Below are 20,174 nucleotides of genomic sequence, written 5' to 3' on the forward strand. Positions count from 1 at the left end.
CTGCTAGTTGAGGCCCGGGTCTTCGGGCAACGTGGCGAAGAGTGCCAGCTGTCCACCCTGGCGCCTCAGGACGGTGGACCAGAGATCGCCGGAATCCGGAACGAAGGGATCGTCCGGTAGGCAGTCGACGACCCACCAGGCGCCCTCGTTGATCTCTCCTTCGAGTTGTCGCGGCGCCCACGCCGCGTAGCCGCTGAACACGCGGATTCGCTCGAAGGTCACGACCGCCGGATCGAGGTCCAGATCGATGAGCTGAATGTCTTCCATTATCAGCGCACTCAGGTCGCCGGTCGAGTGCGGTCCGTTGGCCACGGCCAGGGCGACCTCCGGTTGAACCGGCCCGCCTGAGAACACCACCGGCGGATCAGCGACGAGATACTCCCATTCCTCCAGGTAGTCGGCGACGGGGATCTCGAGCGGACGGTTCAACACGACGCCGAGTGCCCCGTCTTCATCGTGTTCGATCATGAGCACGACCGTCCGGTAGAAGTTGGGATCGAGCAGTGAGGGCGTAGCGACGAGCAACCTGCCGGCCAGTGTCTCCGTCATTCGAACAGTCTTCCCTGCGGTTCGGGACGCAAGATGCGGTGGACTCCATTCCACGGGATCGCATCCATGAATGCCCAGCTGCGCCGATGGATGGTCGACGGCCCGAGGATCTGTAGCGCTGCCTTGTGGATCGGACACGGGTAACCCTTGTTCCCCGCGAAGTTGAAGGCGGGGAAGTGTGCGTCCTCGTTGCGCATTATGCGATCCCTGGTGACCTTGGCAACGATGGAGGCCGCCGCGATGGTGAGCGAAGTGGCGTCTCCCTTTATCAAGGTGCGCGTGCGCCCGTTGCCGACGAAATCCCAGTTGCCGTCCACCAGAACTCGATCTGCACTGACCCCCAGTCCACTGAGAGCTCGGCGGGCTGCGAGGCGTTGCGCCTCCGACATGCCGAGCCTGTCGCACTCCTCGTGGGTAGCGTGTCCGATCGACCAGCGGTCGACCCATTCGACTATCCGGTCGAACATCGCTTCGCGTTCGTCCTCGGTGAGCATCTTCGAGTCACGGACCTTGTAGACCCTTCGATCCGGCGGAAGCACAACAGCACCGATGGTCAAGGGGCCTGCCCATGATCCCCTACCCACTTCGTCCATTCCGACGACGATTCGATCGCCTTGCGCCCAGAACCTTCGCTCTACATCGAGAGACGGCGAACTGGAACGAATACTGGGTCTGAGGCGAGGCACGGTGTCGGTCACCTGCCAAGGTTACAGCGAGCCCGATCGCATGCCGCGAGATCCCGGTCAGTGCAGGGGACTGATATTGGTCGACAGCGACTCCTCGCCGCGATCGACCAGCGGGGCGGGGGTCTTCTAGACGCTCGGGCCTGCAACGGCGGATCTCAGCCAGCCGACGATGTCGGCCACGACCTCCGGGCCCTCCGGTTCGTTCAGTGGTTCATGGCGAAGCTTCGGATAGAGGCGGCGCTCTACGCCGGGCAGATCGGCCAGAGGTGCCGAGATCGACGGCGGTACTACATCGTCCGCGCCCCCATGGATGACCAGCGTTGGAACCGATAGATTCCCGAGCCGGCGTCGAACCCTGTTCCCGGCTTCGAACAGCTCGGCGCCGAGGCGCGCAGTTGTCTTGGTGGAAACGAGAGGGTCCGCGAAATACGCCTCGCCGACCGCCGGATCCCGGGATAGTTGCTCCCCGGCGATCGCCGTCGGAATGCCGAGTTTCGGGACGAACCGTCCCAACACGGGTGCCAGGGCGCGCTGCCAGGCCTTTCCGCCCCCAAGTCCGGGAGCGCTGGCCACGGCGAAATCAGGTGCAGGCCGGTCCGAGGTCAGATAGTCGAGAACTATGAGACCTCCGAGCGAATGGCCGAGCAGGACGACCGGTAGGCCCGCAACGCGAACCGCGGCCAGTTCCTCCTCGACTTCGTCGAGATAGTCGGAGAATTGATCGACGTGGCATCGGTCGCCTGCGGACGATCCGTGGCCGCAGAGATCGAAGCTGTACACGGTCAGGCCCGCCTCGGCCAGCAAGCCGCCGGTGCGCTCGTAGCGGCCGCTGTGCTCGGCGAGGCCGTGGACGATCAAGACGGTTGCCCAGGGCTCTGTGGCTTGCCAGGTGCGACGAAGCCGCTGGTGCGAAGCGATCTGTACTGTTTCGACCTTCGATGGTTCAGTCATCGTCATCCCTCCATGACACGCGTAGGTGTCGGGCAGCAGATGCCTCATCCGGCCGCCCGACGGGTGTCCGCACCGGAGCGGCATGCAGAGCGTCGGGGTCCGAGCCCGCCGTTGCGGCGATCGCCAGCAGTGCTTCGGCCAGAGCATCCATCGTTTGCAGGCTTTGGGTCTCCGTCGGTTCGATCATCAGGGCTTCGTCGACGATCAGCGGGAAGTAGACGGTCGGAGCATGGAATCCTTCGTCCATGAGAGCCTTGACGATGTCCATTGCGCGGATTCCGGTTTCTCTCTTGAGGGTCTTCGCAGAGGCAACGAACTCGTGCATGCACGGCGCTTCGTATGGAAAATCATACGGCCCGCGAATGAGCTCCTCGAGATAGCGAGCATTGAGTACGGCCATTTCCGAAACGCGCCGCAACCCGTCCCCGCCGAGCGCCTTCATATAGGTGAGCGCCCGAAGAACCACCCCGAAGTTGCCGTGCTTGCCGTGCACACGGCCGATGCTCTTCTCCGGCATCACCCAGCGGAAGGCACCGTTCGGGCCGACTTCCGGAAGGGGGCCTGGGAGGAAGGGAACCAAGTTGTCGTGTACTGCAACCGGACCGGCGCCCGGGCCGCCTCCACCGTGCGGCGTAGCGAATGTCTTGTGGAGGTTCGAGTGCACGATGTCGAACCCCATCAGTCCGGGTTTGGCAATGCCCATGATTGCGTTCAAGTTGGCACCGTCGTAGTAGACGAGGCCTCCTGCCTCATGGACGGCATCGGCCACCTCGATGATGTCGGCCTCGAAAAGGCCCAGAGTGTTCGGATTGGTGATCATCAACCCTGCGACCTGATCGTCGAGGAGCCCGCGCAGCGCGTCGACGTCCACCATCCCCCGGTTGTTGGAAGGTACCTCGATCGTCTCATACCCGCCGAGGGTCACCGAGGCGGGATTGGTCCCGTGGGCGGCGTCGGGTATCAGGATCTTTGTCCTGTGCTGCCCTTTGTCTTCGTGATACGCCCGCATGATGAGAAGACCGGTCAACTCCCCCGATGCTCCGGCCGGAGGTTGAAAGGTTGCACGCTCCATGCCGGTTACCTCGCACAGGAAGCGTTCCGCTTCCACGAGCACCGCCAGCGCTCCTTGTGATGAGCTCTCAGGTGTCGCCGGATGGAGATCGCGGAATCCCGGGTACTCGGCGGCCCAATCACAGATCTTGGGGTTGTACTTCATCGTGCAGGATCCGAGAGGATAAGCACCGAGGTCGACCGAGAAGTTGCGATGCGACAGGCGCGTGTAGTGCATTACGAGATCATGCTCACTCACTTCGGGCAGCGGCAAGGTGCCCTCGGCCTGCTCGGGCAATGCCAGGTCGACCTCGGGTACGTCGAGCGGCGGAAGCGACCACGAACGGCGTCCCGCTACAGACATCTCCATCAACGTTGGTTCTTCCGATCCGCCGACGAGCGGCGACGAGGCTGCCGAACCACCTGGTCTAGACACTGTCGATCACCTCCTCGAGCGCCTCCACATAGGCGTCTATCTCATCCTTGGAACGCTTCTCGGTAAGGGCAATGAGCATTGCGTTCCCGAGATCCGGATAGTCGGCCGTCAGGTCTATACCTGCCAGGAACCCGCGGGCGGCCATCGCTTCGATGACCAGCGACGGTGCGACCGGAAGCGTGATCGCGAACTCGCGTACGTACGCGGCGGGGATCGCCATTCGCACTCCCGCGATCGATGAGAGCCGCGCTGCCATGTAGCGGGCTTTCTGGGCCGATAACCTGCCGACCTCAACGAGGCCGTCCGGACCGAGCCAGGCAAGTTGAATTGCGACTCCGACCGCGTTGAGTGATTGGTTCGTGCAGATGTTCGACGAAGCCTTCTCTCTTCGAATGTCCTGCTCTCTTGCCCTCAAGGTGAGAACGTACGCCAGCCTGCCTCGATCGTCGGTCGTCGTACCGACAAGTCGTCCCGGGAGGCGACGCGTGAGCTTCTCTGAGACCGCAAACAATCCGACGCCTGGCCCGCCGAATGTGAGAGGCCCGCCGAGCGGCTGCCCGTCGGCGATCGCAATGTCCGCACCGGCATCGCCGGGTCTACGCAGCACGCCGAGTGTCATCGGATCTACTGCAACGATGGCAAGGGCACCCTGGGTCTGGGCCAACCCGACGGCCGCCTCATACGACTCGATGACACCCAGGTAGTTCGGCTGGGCGAACACCACGGCGGCCGGAGGGCCGGCAGCAGTCGTTTGCCAGTCGGTGACGCCGTCGACGACCGGATGTTCGATGAGGGTGATCCCCCTGGCATGGGCAAACGTGGCGATCGTCTGTCGCGTCTGGGGAGCCACCGCGCGGGACACCCAAACGGTGTCCCGTCTGGTCGCCGCGATAGCCACGTTCACGGCTTCGATGGCGGCGCCTGCCCCGTCGTATACCGAGGCATTGGAAACATCCATTCCGGTAATAGTGCAGACCATCGACTGGAACTCGAAGAGGGCCTGCAGAACTCCTTGGCTCACCTCGGGCTGGTACGGCGTGTAGGAGGTGACGAACTCCGTACGGAGATTCAGAGATCGGACTGTCGGAGGAAGGTAATGGTCGTAGTTGCCTCCGCCTGCGAAGCAGATCAGGTCGTCGTTCTGATCTGCCAACGCCTTGATCGAAGCCATGAGCTCGGGCTCGCTCATTCCATCTGGGAGGTTGAGCTCTCCGACAACTCTGACCGGCGCCGGGAGGTGGGCGAACAGGTCGTCGACGTGTTGCAATCCGATCCGGTTGAGCATCGTCGCTATGTCGGCGTCTGTATGTGGTGTGAAATCCACTTCACTCCTTTCCTAGGAACGGCGGCTCAACCCGTCTGGCGGGATGCCATTTGCCCCGGATTTCGATTTCGAGCGGAACATGATCTGCGGGTGGGGGCGACAGGAAAGCCATGCCTATGCCGTAGCCCAGCGAAGGGCTGAAGTTCCCGCTCGCGACCGTCCCGGTCGATTTGCCGGCGCGAGCGCTGTAGCCGTGCCGGGGAATCTGCCTTCCCTCCATGGCGAAACCCACGAGAAGCTTCGGGAGCTCGTCCTTGATCACTGCGAGTGACTGGCGGCCGACGAAATCATGTTCCCAGTCGACTACCCATCCGAGATCTGCTTCGAGCGGACTCGTCTCCCGGTCCAGATCCTGACCCCACAGGGGGTAACCCATTTCGAGTCGCAGGGTGTCGCGCGCACCCAGCCCGCAGGCCTTGGCTCCGGCTGCGAGGAACTCTCGGAAGAGGGACTCACCCTGGTCCCGGTCGACCGCAATCTCACCGCCTGGTTCACCTGTGTATCCGGTGCCCGCCGCCCATGCCGGTTTACCCTCAAACGACCCGGTGACGACGCGGAAGCGCCCGGGTCGAACGCCGATGACGGATTCGATCAGATCCAGAGCGTTCGGACCCTGGACCGCCAGAAGTGCGGTCGACTCCTGCAGCGAGGTGATCGCGGCTCCGTGCGGTGCGGCAGCTGAAAAACGCCCGAGTATGGGGGCTTGATTGGCTCCATTGGGAATGACCCAGTAGTGCTCGTCATCCCATCGCCACACGATGATGTCATCTTCGACCCCTCCGCCTTCATTGAGCGCCATCGTGTACTGGGCGCGCCCGGGCGGGACCTTCGAGATGTCGTTGCAGAGGAGTCTCTGAAGTAGCTCCGTCGAACCCGGGCCGCTGAGGTCGAATCGCCCCAGATGTGACACATCGAAAACCCCGACATTCGACCGGACTGCGGCGTGTTCCGCCAACACTCCTTCATACTGGACCGGCATATCCCAGCCTGAAAAGTCGACGAACCTTGCGCCCAGGGACTCGTGCACGGCATGAAGCGGCGACCGTGGCATAACACCTCCGTTGAATACCGGACCGAGACTAGACGCGGCTCCGCAAGTCCACGACGTAGCGATCCTCTGGGTCAACCAGCTTCCGCGCCGGCCTCGTCAAGGCGGACAATCTCGGGCGGGCCCGGAATCCTGCTGGGTAGTGGAGATTCATCTAGCTGTCCCGGTTCCTCGAGGCCGTACTTGACGACCAGGTGGAGATAGTCCCGCTGGTACAGCACCTTGCATCGCACGTCGGGATGAAGTTCGAGCAAGCGTCGCACCTTTCGGTTCTTCTTCGTCACCAGCTTCTGACTCATCGTGGTGATCTCGATGAAGAGGTCCTCATCGGGTAGATAGAAATCGGGCGTGAAGAACTTGATCGGGTTGCCGGCGTCATCGAACTCGATGGCAAATGAACGAGGCTCGAATTCCCACGGCAACCCGTAGAAGTCGAGGAGCAACGCGAACTGCCGCTCACTGTTGTGAGCGAACAGAACGGAGTCTGCCGTCCGCGGCTCGGTGCCTTCCGGCGTTAGATCACTCAGGTGATGCCTGCCTCGGTGGCGTCCAGGTCGGCGGAGTACGCATCGACGTCCGGATACAGCTCATGGAGTTCTCCCTCGAGTTCCGCCTGCACCGGTCCGACTGCGATCCCGAAGACTCCCTGTCCCTTGCGGAACACGTCGACGACCTCCGCCGAACTGTGCGCAGCGAAGATGGTCTGGCCGTCCGAGAGCAGAGTCACGTCGCGCAGCGGCTGTTCGCTGCGGAGTTGGTCTCGGAGGATCTCCATCGCCTGACGAATCTTCTTGAGGCTCATGCCGGCATCCAGCAACCGTTTGATGACCTTCAGCTGTATCACATCGGTGAACGAGTAGAGGCGCTGCGAACCCGATCCCTGCGCGTTCTGTATGGAGGGTGTGATGAGGTTGGTGCGCGCCCAGTAGTCGAGCTGGCGATAGGTGATGCCAACCAGATTACAGACGTTTGGAGCTCGAAAGCCGTTATCGGTCACGATGCGTTTCCCTTCCTGTTGCCCAAGGTTACACGCCCGTAACTACCCCAGGGTGACTCAAGTTACCCGTACCGGCGCGCGGCGTCAACGATCGTTGGCAGTCTGTCCGACCAGCATCGAGTTCAGAGTGTCGATGTGTTCCCTTGTGCCGATGGCCACCAGCACATCGCCCCCCTTGAACACACGATCGGGATCAGGGTTGAGCCGGAGACCCTCGTGGGCCTCTTCGATTGCGAGGATCGTGGCGCCGGAGAGTTCCATGATCTGTGAGAGTCGGAGCGTTGATCCCACCAGCGCACTTCCCTCGGGCAGGGAGAGTTGCTCGATACGGAGCTCAACCAGATCTCCCTCGACGACCAGGTCGACGAACCGGGCGAGGCTCGGGTCGAGCGCCAGAGCAGCGATTCTCCTGGCTCCAACGGTTTGCGGCGAGACGATCCGGTCGGCGCCGGCCAGTCGAAGCTTGCCTATCGATTCAGGTTCGGTTGCCCGTGATATGACCAGAAGGTCGGGCTGTATGGACTTGGCCGATAAGACAATGACCAGATTGTCCGAGTCGTCTCTCACACAGGCAATCAGCGAACGTGCCCGCATTATGCCGGCGCTCTCCAGAACGTCGTTGTGGGTGGCATCACCCTCCAGAACGAGGGCACCTGCCGATCTGGCAGCTTCTGCGAGGACCGGGTCCGCTTCGATCACGACGACGCTCTCGGTACGCCGGTGGATATGCTCCCAGGTGGCCGAACCCACCTTTCCGAAGCCACAGACGATGTAGTGGTTGGAGAGGTTATCGATAAGTCGACTCATACGTACCGTCCGGCGGCCGCCGAGGTTCTCGAGGGCCATTTCCAGGGCCGCTCCGAAAGTGTAGACGGCCGTACCGACGCCGATGATCATGAGGGCGATCGTGGTTATCCGGCCGGCATGTGACAGGTCGAATACCTCTGCATATCCGACCGTGGTGATCGTGACGATCACCATGTAGAAGGCATCGAACCAGGAGACGTTCTCGATGACCACGTAGCCGACCGTTCCGGCGAAGATGATCAAAGCGAGGAAGATCGCGCCTGTGCGGACGCGGGACAAAGCGCTCACGAGGAGGTGGGTGGTGCTCCGAAATCCGTTGGGGACACGTCCTCGAGGAATTCCCGAAAACGTTCGATTTCGTCCTCCTCGGATTCCTCCTCGATTTCGATGCCGGCATCCTCGAGCACTTGCGCATTTGCATACAGCGGTGCCTCGGTGCGGGCCGCCAGCGCGATCGCGTCGGAGGGCCGTGCGGAAACATGGACCTCGTTGTCGTCTTGCCTGAACACCAGGTCTGCGAAGAATATGTTGTCCCGGAGTTCGGTGACGACTACTCGCTCGACTTTGTTTCCAAGTGCCAGGATGCTGTCCCGGAAGAGGTCATGCGTCAGAGGACGCTGGTGATCTACCCCCTCCAGTGCGTAGGCGATGGCTGTGGCTTCTATCGCCCCGATCCAGATGGGGAGGTATCGGTTGCCGCCGGTCTCGCGCAGCAGCACGATCGGCTGGTTGGACGGCAATTCGATCCGCACACCGACAAGATCCATTGGCACACCGTGGCTCATGAGATCAGCCTATCACCGGGTTTGACCAAAGCCAGGCGCCGCAATACGCCGGGATCCTCCGAAAACGCCTGTAGGTCGAGCACGGTCCAGATCGAAGGAAGGTTGCGGAATTGACCTTCCCAATCCATGCCGTACCCGAGAAGGAACTCGTCACCGACCTCGAAGCCGCGGTACTCGAGCGGGGTCTCGACGAGTCTCCTGGAAGACTTGTCTATGAGCGTCGCGGTCGTCACGCTGGCGACGTCGCGCGTTTCGATCATCCGGCGTAGTACGTTGAGTGTCAGGCCTGTATCGACGATGTCCTCGACGATGATCACGTCTCGCCCTTCGAGAGACGTCAGGGTATCCATGGCTATGCGAACCCGTCCTCCCTCGCCGAAACGGCTCAGAGCGAGAAAATCAACGTCGATCTGGATGTCGACTGCGCGCACCAGATCCGCCAGGAACGGCAACGCGCCGTGCAACACGGCGACGAGGATCGGCGATCGCCCTGCGTAGTCGGCGCTGATCTGACCGCCCAGTTCCCCGATTCGCGAGTTGATCGTCGGTCGGGTTATGACCTCCAGAACCGGATCAGTCATTTCCCCACAGCCAATCCCAATATGCACTCGCCCACGAGAGAGCGTCGGCCAACCCGGGCAGCGGAGAGGGTTCGGCGAGTTCGAGACCTATCCGGCCGATCTCCTCCTCCCCCGCTTCCACGACGACCTCCGGGCCGCCGGTTGCGGAGTATTCGATTGCGATGTCGATCTCCTCGACTTGCTCTGTAGCGGCGAAGATGTCTAGATCATCCTGCGCCAGGGCGTCGGTGGTACCTGCCGGGCCCCGCTGAGCGGCCATGACCTGGCCCTCGGCGACCACGTTGAGGAGACCGAAGGCCGAGAACCCGTACCGGAGCAGGGCTGCCGCGTCCGCGAAATGGTTCGTCGATCCCATGACCACGGCATAGAGTCTCCGGCCGTCTCTCTCTGCGGCGGCAACCATCGTCAGACCCGCGTCATCTGTATACCCCGTCTTCACGCCGATAGCGCCGTCGAATGTGCTCAGGAGTGCATTCGTCGTTGAGGCCACTCGCTCTTCGCCGCTCGGCGAGTCCGGGAAAGTTGAAGATCTGGTGCGCACGATCTCCGCGAAGGTCGGATTGTCCATTCCGATCAGAGCCGTGGTCAGCAAGTCGCGCGCCGAGGAGAAATGTCCTTCTGCATCCAGGCCGTGCGGGTTCATGAAGTGGCTGTTCTCGAGTCCCATGTCGACGGCCATCTCGTTCATCATCCTCACGAAACCCGCTTCGGATCCGCCCACCTGCTCGGCGATGGCGATGGCGGCGTCGTTGGCCGAACGCATGAGGAGAGCCCTGAGCAGGTCCTCCATTCGCCACGACTCGCCCGGAACCAGATCGATTTCGGACTCTCCGATGGAAGCGGCGGTTTCGCTGATGAGGACCGGGTCGTCCGGTCGACTGTTCCGCAACGCAACCAGTGCGGTCATCATCTTGGTGGTCGAGGCCATTGCGCGCGCCTGATCGGGGTTCAACGAACCGAGTTCCCGTTCGAACGTGTCGTCCCACAGCAACCACGCCTCTGCCGTGATCTCGGGCGGGGAGAGAGTCGCCAGTCCTTCCAGGGGTCGGGTCGGAACGGGAACCGGGCCGGCTGCAACGCGCCCGGCCGGCGCCAACACCACCGCGAAGGCAGCGACGAGGACCAAGACGCGTCGTTTCACTGCGGAGAGGTTTCCCGTAACTCGTCGGACAGAAACAACTGGTAGAGGTGTTCGAAGGAGTCGACCCCTACCGAAAGCGTCTCGTTGGCCCGCCGCACCGCGTCCGGCGACCGGTGGCGTCGCAGAGGCTCGGTGAGATTGGCGAGCAGGTCCGCTGCCCGCTCGGCGGCCAGAAGAACAGTCCGAATATGCCTGGCTTCCAGGCCCAGGTCGATGAGCCGCCCGGCTTCAACACCTATAGCCACATGATCGTCGTGATACGGTCCTTTCCGGGGAAGAAGGCCGTGCTCCACGAGAGCCTGGAACTGGTTGGCGTTGAGCCCCGACTGTGCCATTACCCGCTCGGCGTCGTGCTCTCCCTCAGGTTCGGCCAGCGTCCGCGTCCGGCGCGGTGCTCCTTCGGCCAGGCCTGATGTTGTTTCCTCGCCCCTGTCCCACATCGTGAGTTTCGACTTGATCACCTTGAGCGGCAGGAACTGGTCGCGCTGAAGCCGCAGGATATAGCGGAGCCGTTTGAGGTCGTTTTCGTGGAACTGCCGGTAGCCGGATCTACTCCGACCAGGATGAATCAGCCCCTGGTCTTCCAGGAAACGGACTTTCGACACCGAAACGTCCGGGAACTCCGCTTTGAGGAGATTGATCACTTCGCCGATCGTGAGAGCCGGAGAATCAGGCATCGCCGGTCGCCACGAGGAGGTGGAACTTGCCGATGATCACCTCATCGCCTGCCTTCAACCAGGCTTCGTCGACCCGCACTTCGTTTGCGTAGGTGCCGTTCGTAGAGCCGGAGTCCTCGATCCGCAGGCCGCGGGCGTCCACCATGAATCGGCAATGTTGTCGTGACACCGTGATGTCGTTGAGGAAGATATCGCTGGTCGGATCCCGTCCGACGGTGGTGACGCCCGGTTGCAGTACGAACGTCAGGCCGGCGCGCGGGCCGCGTTCGATGACTAGGCCGTAGCCGTGTACGCCGGGCAGATGCGCGGCGGTTTCCGCGCTCATTGCCGGATGGGCGTCCGCAGAAACGGGAACGAAGACAACCGTTGGTTCGTGGTCGATGATCGTGCCGCAGACGGTGCACTCGGCGGCGTCGTCGGCGAGGTTCTCCTGGCATGACGGACATTCCATGCCGGCAATGGTAGCGGGGCGGCTGCGCCCAGTTCTTGGATCCGGGTCAGTCCGCGATCAGTGCCGCGTATGCCGGTGCGTCGAGCATTCCCTCCAGCCCTGCGGCGTCCGCCGGTTGAAGCTCGACAAACCATCCGTCTCCGTAGGGATCGGAGTTGATCAGCTCCGGATGATCGGCAAGGGCCGCGTTCACGGCTGTGATGACGCCGGCCAGCGGTGCGTAGACGTCCGCGACGGATTTCGTCGACTCAACCTCGGCGATGGTGGCTCCCGCAGCGAACTCGGCGCCGACCTGGGGCAGTTCAACATAGACGATGTCGCCCAGCGCTTCCTGTGCATAGGCGGTGATGCCGAGACGGACGATGCCATCGACGGTCGTTGCGGCCCATTCATGTTCTTCCGTGTATCTTCGATCCTCGGGAACGTTCATCGGATCGCTTCCTCCTATGTCATTTCGAAGATGTGAGCTTAGCCCGGCTCGGCTTGCGTCAGGGCTTCCTTGACGTCCAGTGCATACCGGGCACCAACCAGGTAGTACAGGGCCAATCCGGTGATGCCGGTTATCCAGGCAACCGGGCCGAACAGGCCGGGTAGAAAGTCGCCGGCGGTCACATAGAAGGCCGGAATGGCCCCGTACAGAAGGAATGTCGCCAGCTTGCCGAGATATCTGACCTCGAGCTTCCCGTTCATGCGCGCGGCGAGCAACAAGGCGCCGGCGCCGACCAGCGCCTCGCGGACGATGATGGCTCCGGCGAACCAGGGATTCAACACTTCCGTTGCCCATCCGGCGATTACCGCAGTGGCCACGGCGAGTCGATCCGCCAGCGGGTCGAGGAACTTTCCGATCTCGCTGATCTGGTTCAACCGACGAGCGAGATACCCGTCGACCCAGTCTGTTCCTCCGATTGCCAGCAGGAGCCAACCGGCCGCCGCAGGGTTGTCGCGGCCTATGAGCAGCCAGAGGAAGACAGGGATCATCAACAGTCTGATGACGGACACCAGATTAGGAACCGTCAGTACTCCCGTACCCGAACCGCCCGTCTGGTCGTTCAGTTTGGCTCCTACAGGTTGTAGCAGGCGACGAGATGGCCGTCGCCGAGATCCGTGAACTCAGGATGGTCGCTCGTCCGGCAGTGGTCGGTCGCCCGCGGGCACCGTTCGATGAACCGGCACACCGGTGGCGGGTTGAGCGCCTTTGTTATTCCACCTTTGATGTCGATCCGCTCGCGCTTGTAGGAGGGGTCGGGTACCGGCACCGCCGACAGCAGCGCCCGTGTGTAGGGATGCTGCGGATTGGTAAGCAGTTCCTCGGTGGGAGCGATCTCAACGATCTTTCCCAGGTACATCACTGCGATGCGGTCGCACATGTAGCGGGCAACCGCGAGATCGTGAGTGATATAGAGATAGGACACCTTGAACTCTTCGGCCAACTTCAGCATCAAGTCCATGATCGAGATCCGGATGCTGACGTCGAGCATCGAAGTCGGCTCATCTGCAACCACAAAGGTCGGGTCGATGACGAGGGCTCGCGCGATAGCGACCCGCTGACGCTGTCCACCCGACAGTTCGTGTGGATACCGGAACAAGAACTGCTCCGGAGGCGTCAATCCCACCCTGTGGAGGAGCTCGGCGACGCGCTCCTCCCGCTGCTGCACGCTCCCGATCCGTTGTACGGTGAGCGATTCGGCCACCGTGTCGTAGACGGTTCGACGGGGGTTGAGCGATTCGAAAGGGTCCTGGAATATCATCTGGACCCGGCGGCGGAACCGGCGCATGTGGGAGCGCTGGATGCTTGCGATATCGATCAGTTCGCCCTCGTCCGACAGGAGGATCTGACCGGACGTTGCGTCCGTTAGCTTGGTGAGCATCCTCCCTGTGGTGCTCTTTCCGCAGCCCGACTCGCCCACGAGTCCGAGCGACTCGCCCGGAGCAATCTCGAAGTCGATGCCGTCCACGGCGTGGACGAAGTCATGAGCCTCTCTGAAGAGGCTCTTCGACACGGGAAACAGCTTGCGAAGTTTCTCGACCTTGATCAGAGGCCGGGTGTCCGGGCCTGTTTCAGCCATCGTCTCACTCACTTCTGCAGCCCTCCGATCTCAGGCACTTCCTGCCAGTTCCAGCATGCGACGCTGTGGCCCTGGCCCACCTCGACCAAACTCGGCTCTTCGGACGAGCACTTGTCGACTGCGAAGGGACAGCGAGGATGGAAGCGGCACCCTGTCGGAGGGTTGAGCAGGTTGGGAGGTTCGCCTTCCAGAGGGGCAAGCTTGCGTCTCGGTCCGGTAATCGACGGAGTGGAACTGAGCAGCAGATACGAGTACGGATGGCGAGGACGATGGAATACCTCGAGAGTCGTGCCGAGCTCCACGAGCTTTCCTGCATACATCACACCCATGCGCTCGGTCACCTCGGCAATGACGGCGATGTCATGCGAGATGTAGATGATGCTCATACCGAGTTCCTGTTGGATCTTCTTGAGCTCGCGGAGGATCTGATCTTGAACGATCACGTCGAGTGCGGTCGTCGGCTCATCCGCGATGATGACCTTGGGATTGCATGACAGCGCCATCGCGATGACCGCCCTCTGGCGCATCCCTCCGGAGAATTCATGCGGATAGCGCTCCATCGTGATCGGATTGAGGCCGACCAGTTCGAAGAGTGCGGCGATCCGATCGGTCTCCTCCTGGTAGGTCAGCGTCTCAGGCCAGTGGAGGCGCAATGCTTCACGAATCTGATCACCAATCCTGTAGACCGGATTCCACGAGTTCATCGCACCCTGGAACACCATGGAGATGTCTCGCCAGCGCCGCCGCCGCATCTGCTCCTCGTCGAGATCGATGAGGCTCTCGCCGTCCAGCTTGATGTCGCCGCTCTTGATCACGGCGTTGTCCGGAAGCAGCCTCAGCAGTGTGAGCGCCACCGAAGTCTTGCCGCATCCCGACTCACCAACCAGGCCGATTGCTTCACCGTTGTTGAGAGTGAAGGTCACATCCTCGACTGCGGAGACTTTGCCTTCTTTGGTGCCGTAATGCATTACGAGATTCTGGACTTCGAGGAGCGGGGTACCGACCCGGCCGCCTCTTGATTCAATGTGGAGAGTCTGTGCCATGACGTCCTTTAGCGCTTGCGGAGGCGGGGGTTGACAACTTCGTCCATTGCCCGTCCGACCAGGAAGAACCCTGCCGAGAACAATGTGATGGACAGTCCTGCGGGAAGCATCAACCACCACACATCGAGTCCCTCGAGGGTGTAACCCTGTGTGTGGGCAATGTTGATCATGATTCCCCACGACTGCTGAATGTTGAGCAAACCCAGAAACGAGAGGGCGGCTTCGGTGAAGATCGCTCCGGTCACCGCGAACATCATGTACAGGAAACTCAGCGGCAGGACGTTGGGGATGATGTGACGGGTGATGATCCGCCAGTGTCCTCCGCCTGCTATGCGAGCGGCGTCGATGAACGGCTTGACCTTGACGCTCAGTGCTTGTGACTTGAGGATGATCGCCGTGCCGCCGAGTCCCCCCAGCACCCCAATGAGAATCCCGAGCATGGTCAACTCGACGTTCCAGAAACCGCTGACGACTATCAGAAGAGGAAGCAGCGGGATCAGGATCACCAGGTCGGCGAGACGCATCAGTACCGTGTCGATCACGCCTCCGAAATAGGCGGCGATGGTGCCGACCAGAGTTGCGAGGGCAACCGAGGAGATGGCGGCGATGGCGCCCAGAAGGAAGGCGGCCCGAGCTCCGAACAGCAACTGCGAGAACACGTCACCACCGAACGGATCGGTTCCGAGAATGTGCGGGTGGTCGACACCCGACAACACCGGAGGCGCAGGGTTGGCGAGCGGAGCTTCGATCGTGTCGCCGATCTCCGGTATCGAAACACCTGTTCCGAGAAACATCGCCTCGATCTGGCTGATCTCGCTTATCGGATCGGTGACCTCCTCAACGATCGTCTTGGTGACGATGACGGAGTCGGCGCCGGCACGGATGTCGTAGACGTTCTTGCCGCCTTCGAGATGGTCCTGCCAGACCGTTGCCATGAGTACCGGATGAGCCAGGGCCATGATGCCGAACAGCGCGATGATGAGAAGCCCGACTATGCCCATCTTGTTCTCGCTGAACAGCGCCCAGTTCTTCCTGAACGATCTCCAGGCGAGGCGGAAGCGAATCCGCCACAGCGGCTCCTCCAGCACGGCGCTGGGGTCGAAACCGTCGAGTCTCTCGGTCGGGGGTCTGAGAATATCTGCCATGAAGTCCTCCTACCCTTGCACCCGGATGCGGGGATCCAGAAACGCATACGTTATATCGGCGACCAGGTGTGCGAGAAGCGACAGGATCCCAATCAGGGCTAGTGCGCCCATCGCGACGGGGATATCCTCGGCGGTAATCGCGCCGAGCAATGCCCGCCCGAGGCCGGGCCAGGAGAATATCTGTTCGGTGATGACCCCTCCTGCGATGACCACCGCCAGTTGCAGCACGAGTGAAGTGGTGACCGGCAACATGGCGTTGCGCGCCGCATGGCGGTCGCGAATCGTTCGCTCAGGAACACCCTTGGCGCGAGCAGTGAGAATGTAGTCCTCACGCAGCGTCTCGAGCATCGAACTCCGTGTGAGCAGGGTCGTGCCGGCGAAGTTCACCAAGGTCAGCGTCAGAACAGGCACGAAGGTGTGCCAGATGATGTCGAGCGCGTATGGCCGGCGGGCGTTCAAGGCCCAGAACAAGGCTGCAACTCCGACAAGCGACCACAGCGCAATCCGGTGATAGTTGCGGCGAGTCTGCGGGTCGTCGGAACTCCGATCGATCGCGTACCTGAGAACTCCGTAGACGAGGGTTACTGCGGCGATTGTGCCGAGCATCAGCATGAACACCTGATCGGCTTCGAATGGTGCGCCGATCCAGGTCTCTACGGAGATGAACTTTCCAATGGGGAACCACCCCAGCTGAGATGCGAAGAACCACAGCATCAAGATGGCGAACCACGGGTAGAAGACGGTCCAGAAGAATATAGAGGTGACCATTGCCGACTTCTCGATGATGGTTCCACGCCGCCAGGCGACCAGCTTGCCCGTATAGAAGCCGAGCCAAAAGGACATGACGGTGGCCGTGAGGAACAGGAAGACGGTTCTGGGCAGCGCCGAGAAGAGGATGTCGCTGACTTCCCGCGGGTAGCTGGACCAGCTGACTCCCATGTCCATCCCGAATGAGTAGTTCCAGAGATGGTTGCCGAGTTGCACGATCTTCGGCTGATCGAGGCCGAGCTGCCGGACCACGATCTCCTTGGCTTCCGGCGGAATGTTTGGGTTCCCGATGAACTGCTGGCTTATGTCACCGGGCTGGAGGTCCAGGAGCAGGAAGAGCAGGGCCAGAAACACATAAAACAGAACGAAAATCTGACCGAAGCGCTTGGCTATGTATTTCAGCATCGCGGTTTAGTCGCTCCTTTCCGGCTGCCCGCGAACAACAACCTGCCAAGCGCGAGATCCGGTGGATGGGTGGTGTTGGGAGGGGGCCGTACGGCCCCCTCCCAAGTTGGGTCGGAGAGCTACTTCTGAACGAGACTGGTGAAACCATTGCCGAACTGCAGACCGGAAAGGGTCTGAATGAACGGGAATGTCAGGTCGCTGCTGAAGAACTCCGTGATAGGTGTGTCGAAGAGGACGACGTATGGGAGCTGCTCGGCGAGGATCGCCTCTGCCTCCCACATACGATCGTAGGCATCCGACTCTGTTTCCGCCGCCAGGATGGCATCGGCGGCCGCATCGAACTCGGCGTTGACGAAGCCGGTCGAGTTGTTGCCGTCGTTGTCCTCGGCGAGGTAACGGCTGTGCCAGAACGACTCGTGGAACGTCGGCAGCGCCGGGTTCCCGAGGCTCCAGCCCAGGATGTACATGTCGAACGTGATCTCCTCACCGACGCCCGGCCAGATCTTCGCCACGATGGTGTTGAAGTCGGTCGGGTTGGCCTTGGCGGGGACACCAAGCTGCTCGAGCCAGCCCTCGATCCACAGCGAAGCCGTGGCACGAAGCGGGTCGTAGCTGGCCGGAGGCGCGAGGATCTCGAGTTCGGGAACCTTCACACCTGCAGGATCGGTGATACCGGAACCGGGGATGATTTCTCCCTGGTCGGGATCAAAGGTGGGCTCAACGTCCCACGTGAATCCTGCTCCCTTGAGGAGTTCCATAGCGGCATTGAGACGCTCTTCGGACGAAAGACCTTGGTACTTGGCCTTGATTCCGTCGGCGAACTCGGTGTTGAACCACTTCTGGTTTCCTTCAGGGACCATCACGTACATCGGGAAGGCCACACCCTGCAACACGTTTTGGGTGAGGAATTCCTTGTCGATCATGTAGGCAACGGCCTGGCGGAACTCGAGGTACGAACCGGGCGACTTCCGCAGGTTGAACGCCAGGTAGCGCATACCGTTGGTCGGGTTCACGGCAACCGAGAGGTTTCCGGCTTCGAGGCCCTGGCCACGCAGACCCGGCGAAACGCCGAGCGGGTTGATCCAGTAGTCGATCTCACCGTTGATCAGCGCCAGCATGGCAGCCGACTGATCGGTGTAGACCGAGTACGTGACCTGCGAGGCATACGGTCCGTCTGTGTACGACGTGACGATGTTTCCGCCGCCACTCCCGTAGTACTGCTCGCCGTCGACCTCGACTGTTCCGTCTTCGTAGACGGTCGTCTGCTGGCCGGCGAATGAGTAGTCGGGGTTCGCTGCGTTGACGACGAAGGCGCCCTCTTCCCAGCTGTCGAACATGACGCCACCGATGGACGGATCGCCGGAGCCGTCGGCGCCGTAGATCACCGCGGCGGGATCTTCGGTTCCGAGTGCTTCTGCGACAACATCGCCCCAGTAGGCCTTCGACATGATCGTGTTGACACCAACGTTGTGCGGCCAGGTACCGAGACCGGGCTTCACATCAAAGGTCAACTTGATGGTGTAGTCGTCCACTGCCTCGAGCGACAGAAGCCGCGGCGAGGAGTCTTCGCTGTAAGGGTACGAGGACAGCCACGTTCCACCCAGCTGTGCGTCACGAGCGGTCTCGTACGTGAACACCACGTCCGCCGCGGTGAACTCGTTGCCGTCAGACCACATGACACCCTGCTGCAGCGGCTGGGTGACCGACCAGTTGTCGCCATCCGCGACGGGCGCGACAGGCAGGCCTTCAGCAAGGCCGGGCACAACCGCCAGCGACGGCAGATCGATCCCGAACAGACCATTCTTGGGTGGCCCGAGTACGTAGGCGTTGTAGACGGTCGAGTCGCCGCCACCGTAATACGTCCAGTAGTTGGTCGTGGTGATGTCAGAAGTCATGCCCAGCCGGTACGTGAACGGCTCCCCGCTCGGAGGCGTGGTCTCAGGCGTTGTGTCATCTGGCGCAGTTGTATCGGCAGTTGTGTCATCCGTTGACCCAGTGTCGGCCGTAGTTGCCGTCGTATCTCCACTGGTGTCCTCGGTGGTGTCGCTTCCGCAGGCTGCCGCTATCAACGCAAATATTGCGAGGATGGCGATCAACCGCCAGAGGCGACTATTCGATGAGTTACTCACCGGTTTTCTCCTCCACTGTTGACTAAACGAAACGCGCCACCTTTTGTGGGTCGGCGCGAAACGCGTGTGAACTCTAAACGTTGTGAGAGTGGAATCGCAACCATCGATGGCAGAGAATGGAAGGGTCTCGCTCAGGTTGAGATGAGGCTGTTTCGTCGCCTGTGCTCGTCCCCGCTCGGACATGCCCCGGCATGGGTTGCGAGCTCGCTCGTCGGTGCCGTCTCGGACCATTTTCGACGACTCCGGCGGGCCGGCCTCCTGCATCGCGAGACGTTCGCAGCGGGATTGAATCGGCCGTCTTCGCGCGCCGCTGGGGAGGGCAGGCGACTCCGGCCGTTCTCGCTACAACCGTTCGATCATTCCCCTCAGGTAGCGAGCCTGTCCGGCATGCTGGATGTTGTCGCTGAGAACGCTGACCAGTCGCACGGCCACCGATACCGGTGGGTCGTAGGAGCGGTCGATGATGCGTCCGAGTTCCGATGCATCGATACCCGCAAGGTAATGAGTGGTGAACTCGGTCACGGCGCTGTGATAGGCGACAAGCGCGTCCGCCGACGTAGGAACCAGCGCGGCTACGTCGCTCGGATCGTCGCCGAATCCCGTCTCGGTCAATCCTCGGTTGATGCCGGTCCGGTCGGCCCAGGCAGAATCGGCCCACAACTGATTTGAACCTGCAATCTCCGCGATGTGATGGTCTTGAACGCGGCTCAGGTGCCACACCAGCCAGGCAATCGAGTTGGAACCCGGTTCGGGACGGTAAGTCAAACCAGCGGTGTCGAGACCGTCGGTCGCCAAGTGAACCAGTTCCGGGATACGTCCGTATGCTTCGATCAAGAGCTTGCCTGTGTCCATTCGTGTGCCTCCTGCGTCCGATCGATCAGTCCAGTCAACCACGGTACACAGAGACGCACGGGACCCAGGCACTCGGTTCGTTCAATGAAGTATCGCCGGTGAGATGCCGACGGAACTCAGCGGTGACGGATCTGGTGGTCGGAGAAGCCCCTGCAAATGCAGGGACTTCTCTGGTCGGGCTGGCGGGATTTGAACCCGCGACCTCTTGACCCCCAGTCAAGCGCGCTGCCAAGCTGCGCCACAGCCCGTAGATCAGGGATCTTAGCCTTCGTGATGACCGTCG

The 20,174-nt window shown here is 61.6% G+C and carries 22 protein-coding genes and 1 tRNA gene; all 23 read right to left on the reverse strand.

What is annotated here, in order from left to right; translation table 11 throughout:
* Positions 1-3: 3 nt before the first annotated feature.
* Entirely contained in the window at positions 4-549 is a 546-nt protein-coding gene (locus tag VLT15_11965) for a YqgE/AlgH family protein (protein HSR45927.1), read from the reverse strand.
* Complete coding sequence (locus VLT15_11970; protein ID HSR45928.1) at positions 546-1,247, reverse strand: ribonuclease HII; 702 nt, start codon at positions 1,245-1,247, stop codon at positions 546-548. Before VLT15_11970 ends, VLT15_11965 begins: the two co-directional genes overlap by 4 nt.
* 114 nt (positions 1,248-1,361) lie before the next feature.
* Positions 1,362-2,186 carry a lysophospholipase gene (locus VLT15_11975; protein ID HSR45929.1) on the reverse strand — a complete coding sequence of 275 codons (825 nt, stop codon included), beginning with the start codon at positions 2,184-2,186 and terminating at the stop codon, positions 1,362-1,364.
* Positions 2,179-3,609, reverse strand: coding sequence for an aminomethyl-transferring glycine dehydrogenase subunit GcvPB (gene gcvPB, locus VLT15_11980; GenBank protein HSR45930.1), 1,431 nt, complete (start codon positions 3,607-3,609; stop codon positions 2,179-2,181). Before gcvPB ends, VLT15_11975 begins: the two co-directional genes overlap by 8 nt.
* Positions 3,610-3,664: 55 nt before the next feature.
* On the reverse strand, positions 3,665-4,996 hold the full coding sequence (gene gcvPA / locus VLT15_11985; GenBank protein ID HSR45931.1) for an aminomethyl-transferring glycine dehydrogenase subunit GcvPA: 1,332 nt from the start codon (positions 4,994-4,996) through the stop codon (positions 3,665-3,667).
* Position 4,997: 1 nt separating this feature from the next.
* Positions 4,998-6,047: a glycine cleavage system aminomethyltransferase GcvT gene (gene gcvT / locus VLT15_11990; GenBank protein ID HSR45932.1), complete on the reverse strand. Its 1,050-nt coding sequence runs from the start codon at positions 6,045-6,047 to the stop codon at positions 4,998-5,000.
* 71 nt (positions 6,048-6,118) lie between these two features.
* Positions 6,119-6,487 carry a hypothetical protein gene (locus VLT15_11995; protein HSR45933.1) on the reverse strand — a complete coding sequence of 123 codons (369 nt, stop codon included), beginning with the start codon at positions 6,485-6,487 and terminating at the stop codon, positions 6,119-6,121.
* Positions 6,488-6,567: 80 nt separating this feature from the next.
* Positions 6,568-7,041 carry a MerR family transcriptional regulator gene (locus tag VLT15_12000; GenBank protein HSR45934.1) on the reverse strand — a complete coding sequence of 158 codons (474 nt, stop codon included), beginning with the start codon at positions 7,039-7,041 and terminating at the stop codon, positions 6,568-6,570.
* Positions 7,042-7,125: 84 nt separating this feature from the next.
* Positions 7,126-8,136, reverse strand: a complete 1,011-nt coding sequence (locus VLT15_12005; protein HSR45935.1) for an NAD-binding protein — start codon at positions 8,134-8,136, stop codon at positions 7,126-7,128.
* Complete coding sequence (locus VLT15_12010; protein ID HSR45936.1) at positions 8,133-8,633, reverse strand: bifunctional nuclease family protein; 501 nt, start codon at positions 8,631-8,633, stop codon at positions 8,133-8,135. The genes VLT15_12005 and VLT15_12010 overlap by 4 nt, the downstream gene beginning before the upstream one ends.
* A complete protein-coding gene (gene hpt / locus VLT15_12015) occupies positions 8,630-9,214 on the reverse strand; it encodes a hypoxanthine phosphoribosyltransferase (protein ID HSR45937.1) in 585 nt (194 codons plus the stop codon). The genes VLT15_12010 and hpt overlap by 4 nt, the downstream gene beginning before the upstream one ends.
* Complete coding sequence (locus VLT15_12020) at positions 9,207-10,355, reverse strand: D-alanyl-D-alanine carboxypeptidase family protein (protein HSR45938.1); 1,149 nt, start codon at positions 10,353-10,355, stop codon at positions 9,207-9,209. Before VLT15_12020 ends, hpt begins: the two co-directional genes overlap by 8 nt.
* On the reverse strand, positions 10,352-11,032 hold the full coding sequence (locus VLT15_12025; GenBank protein HSR45939.1) for a MerR family transcriptional regulator: 681 nt from the start codon (positions 11,030-11,032) through the stop codon (positions 10,352-10,354). Before VLT15_12025 ends, VLT15_12020 begins: the two co-directional genes overlap by 4 nt.
* On the reverse strand, positions 11,025-11,483 hold the full coding sequence (locus VLT15_12030) for an FHA domain-containing protein (protein ID HSR45940.1): 459 nt from the start codon (positions 11,481-11,483) through the stop codon (positions 11,025-11,027). The genes VLT15_12025 and VLT15_12030 overlap by 8 nt, the downstream gene beginning before the upstream one ends.
* Positions 11,484-11,529: 46 nt before the next feature.
* A complete protein-coding gene (gene gcvH, locus VLT15_12035; GenBank protein HSR45941.1) occupies positions 11,530-11,913 on the reverse strand; it encodes a glycine cleavage system protein GcvH in 384 nt (127 codons plus the stop codon).
* 38 nt (positions 11,914-11,951) lie between these two features.
* Entirely contained in the window at positions 11,952-12,560 is a 609-nt protein-coding gene (locus tag VLT15_12040; protein ID HSR45942.1) for a CDP-alcohol phosphatidyltransferase family protein, read from the reverse strand.
* Complete coding sequence (locus VLT15_12045; GenBank protein HSR45943.1) at positions 12,545-13,561, reverse strand: ABC transporter ATP-binding protein; 1,017 nt, start codon at positions 13,559-13,561, stop codon at positions 12,545-12,547. Before VLT15_12045 ends, VLT15_12040 begins: the two co-directional genes overlap by 16 nt.
* On the reverse strand, positions 13,558-14,592 hold the full coding sequence (locus VLT15_12050; protein HSR45944.1) for an ABC transporter ATP-binding protein: 1,035 nt from the start codon (positions 14,590-14,592) through the stop codon (positions 13,558-13,560). Before VLT15_12050 ends, VLT15_12045 begins: the two co-directional genes overlap by 4 nt.
* An 8-nt stretch (positions 14,593-14,600) precedes the next feature.
* Positions 14,601-15,737, reverse strand: coding sequence for an ABC transporter permease subunit (locus tag VLT15_12055; GenBank protein ID HSR45945.1), 1,137 nt, complete (start codon positions 15,735-15,737; stop codon positions 14,601-14,603).
* A 9-nt stretch (positions 15,738-15,746) separates the two neighbouring features.
* Positions 15,747-16,910 (reverse strand): ABC transporter permease, encoded by a 1,164-nt coding sequence (locus tag VLT15_12060; protein ID HSR45946.1) that lies wholly within the window; start codon positions 16,908-16,910, stop codon positions 15,747-15,749.
* A gap of 119 nt (positions 16,911-17,029) precedes the next feature.
* On the reverse strand, positions 17,030-18,805 hold the full coding sequence (locus VLT15_12065; protein HSR45947.1) for an ABC transporter substrate-binding protein: 1,776 nt from the start codon (positions 18,803-18,805) through the stop codon (positions 17,030-17,032).
* Between the two features lie 576 nt (positions 18,806-19,381).
* Positions 19,382-19,891 carry a DUF664 domain-containing protein gene (locus VLT15_12070; GenBank protein HSR45948.1) on the reverse strand — a complete coding sequence of 170 codons (510 nt, stop codon included), beginning with the start codon at positions 19,889-19,891 and terminating at the stop codon, positions 19,382-19,384.
* A 171-nt stretch (positions 19,892-20,062) separates the two neighbouring features.
* Positions 20,063-20,139, reverse strand: a tRNA-Pro gene (locus VLT15_12075).
* Between the last annotated feature and the right edge of the window lie 35 nt (positions 20,140-20,174).

This window comes from Acidimicrobiia bacterium (assembly GCA_035471805.1).
Taxonomy (GTDB): domain Bacteria; phylum Actinomycetota; class Acidimicrobiia; order Spongiisociales; family JAHEDJ01; genus JAHEDJ01.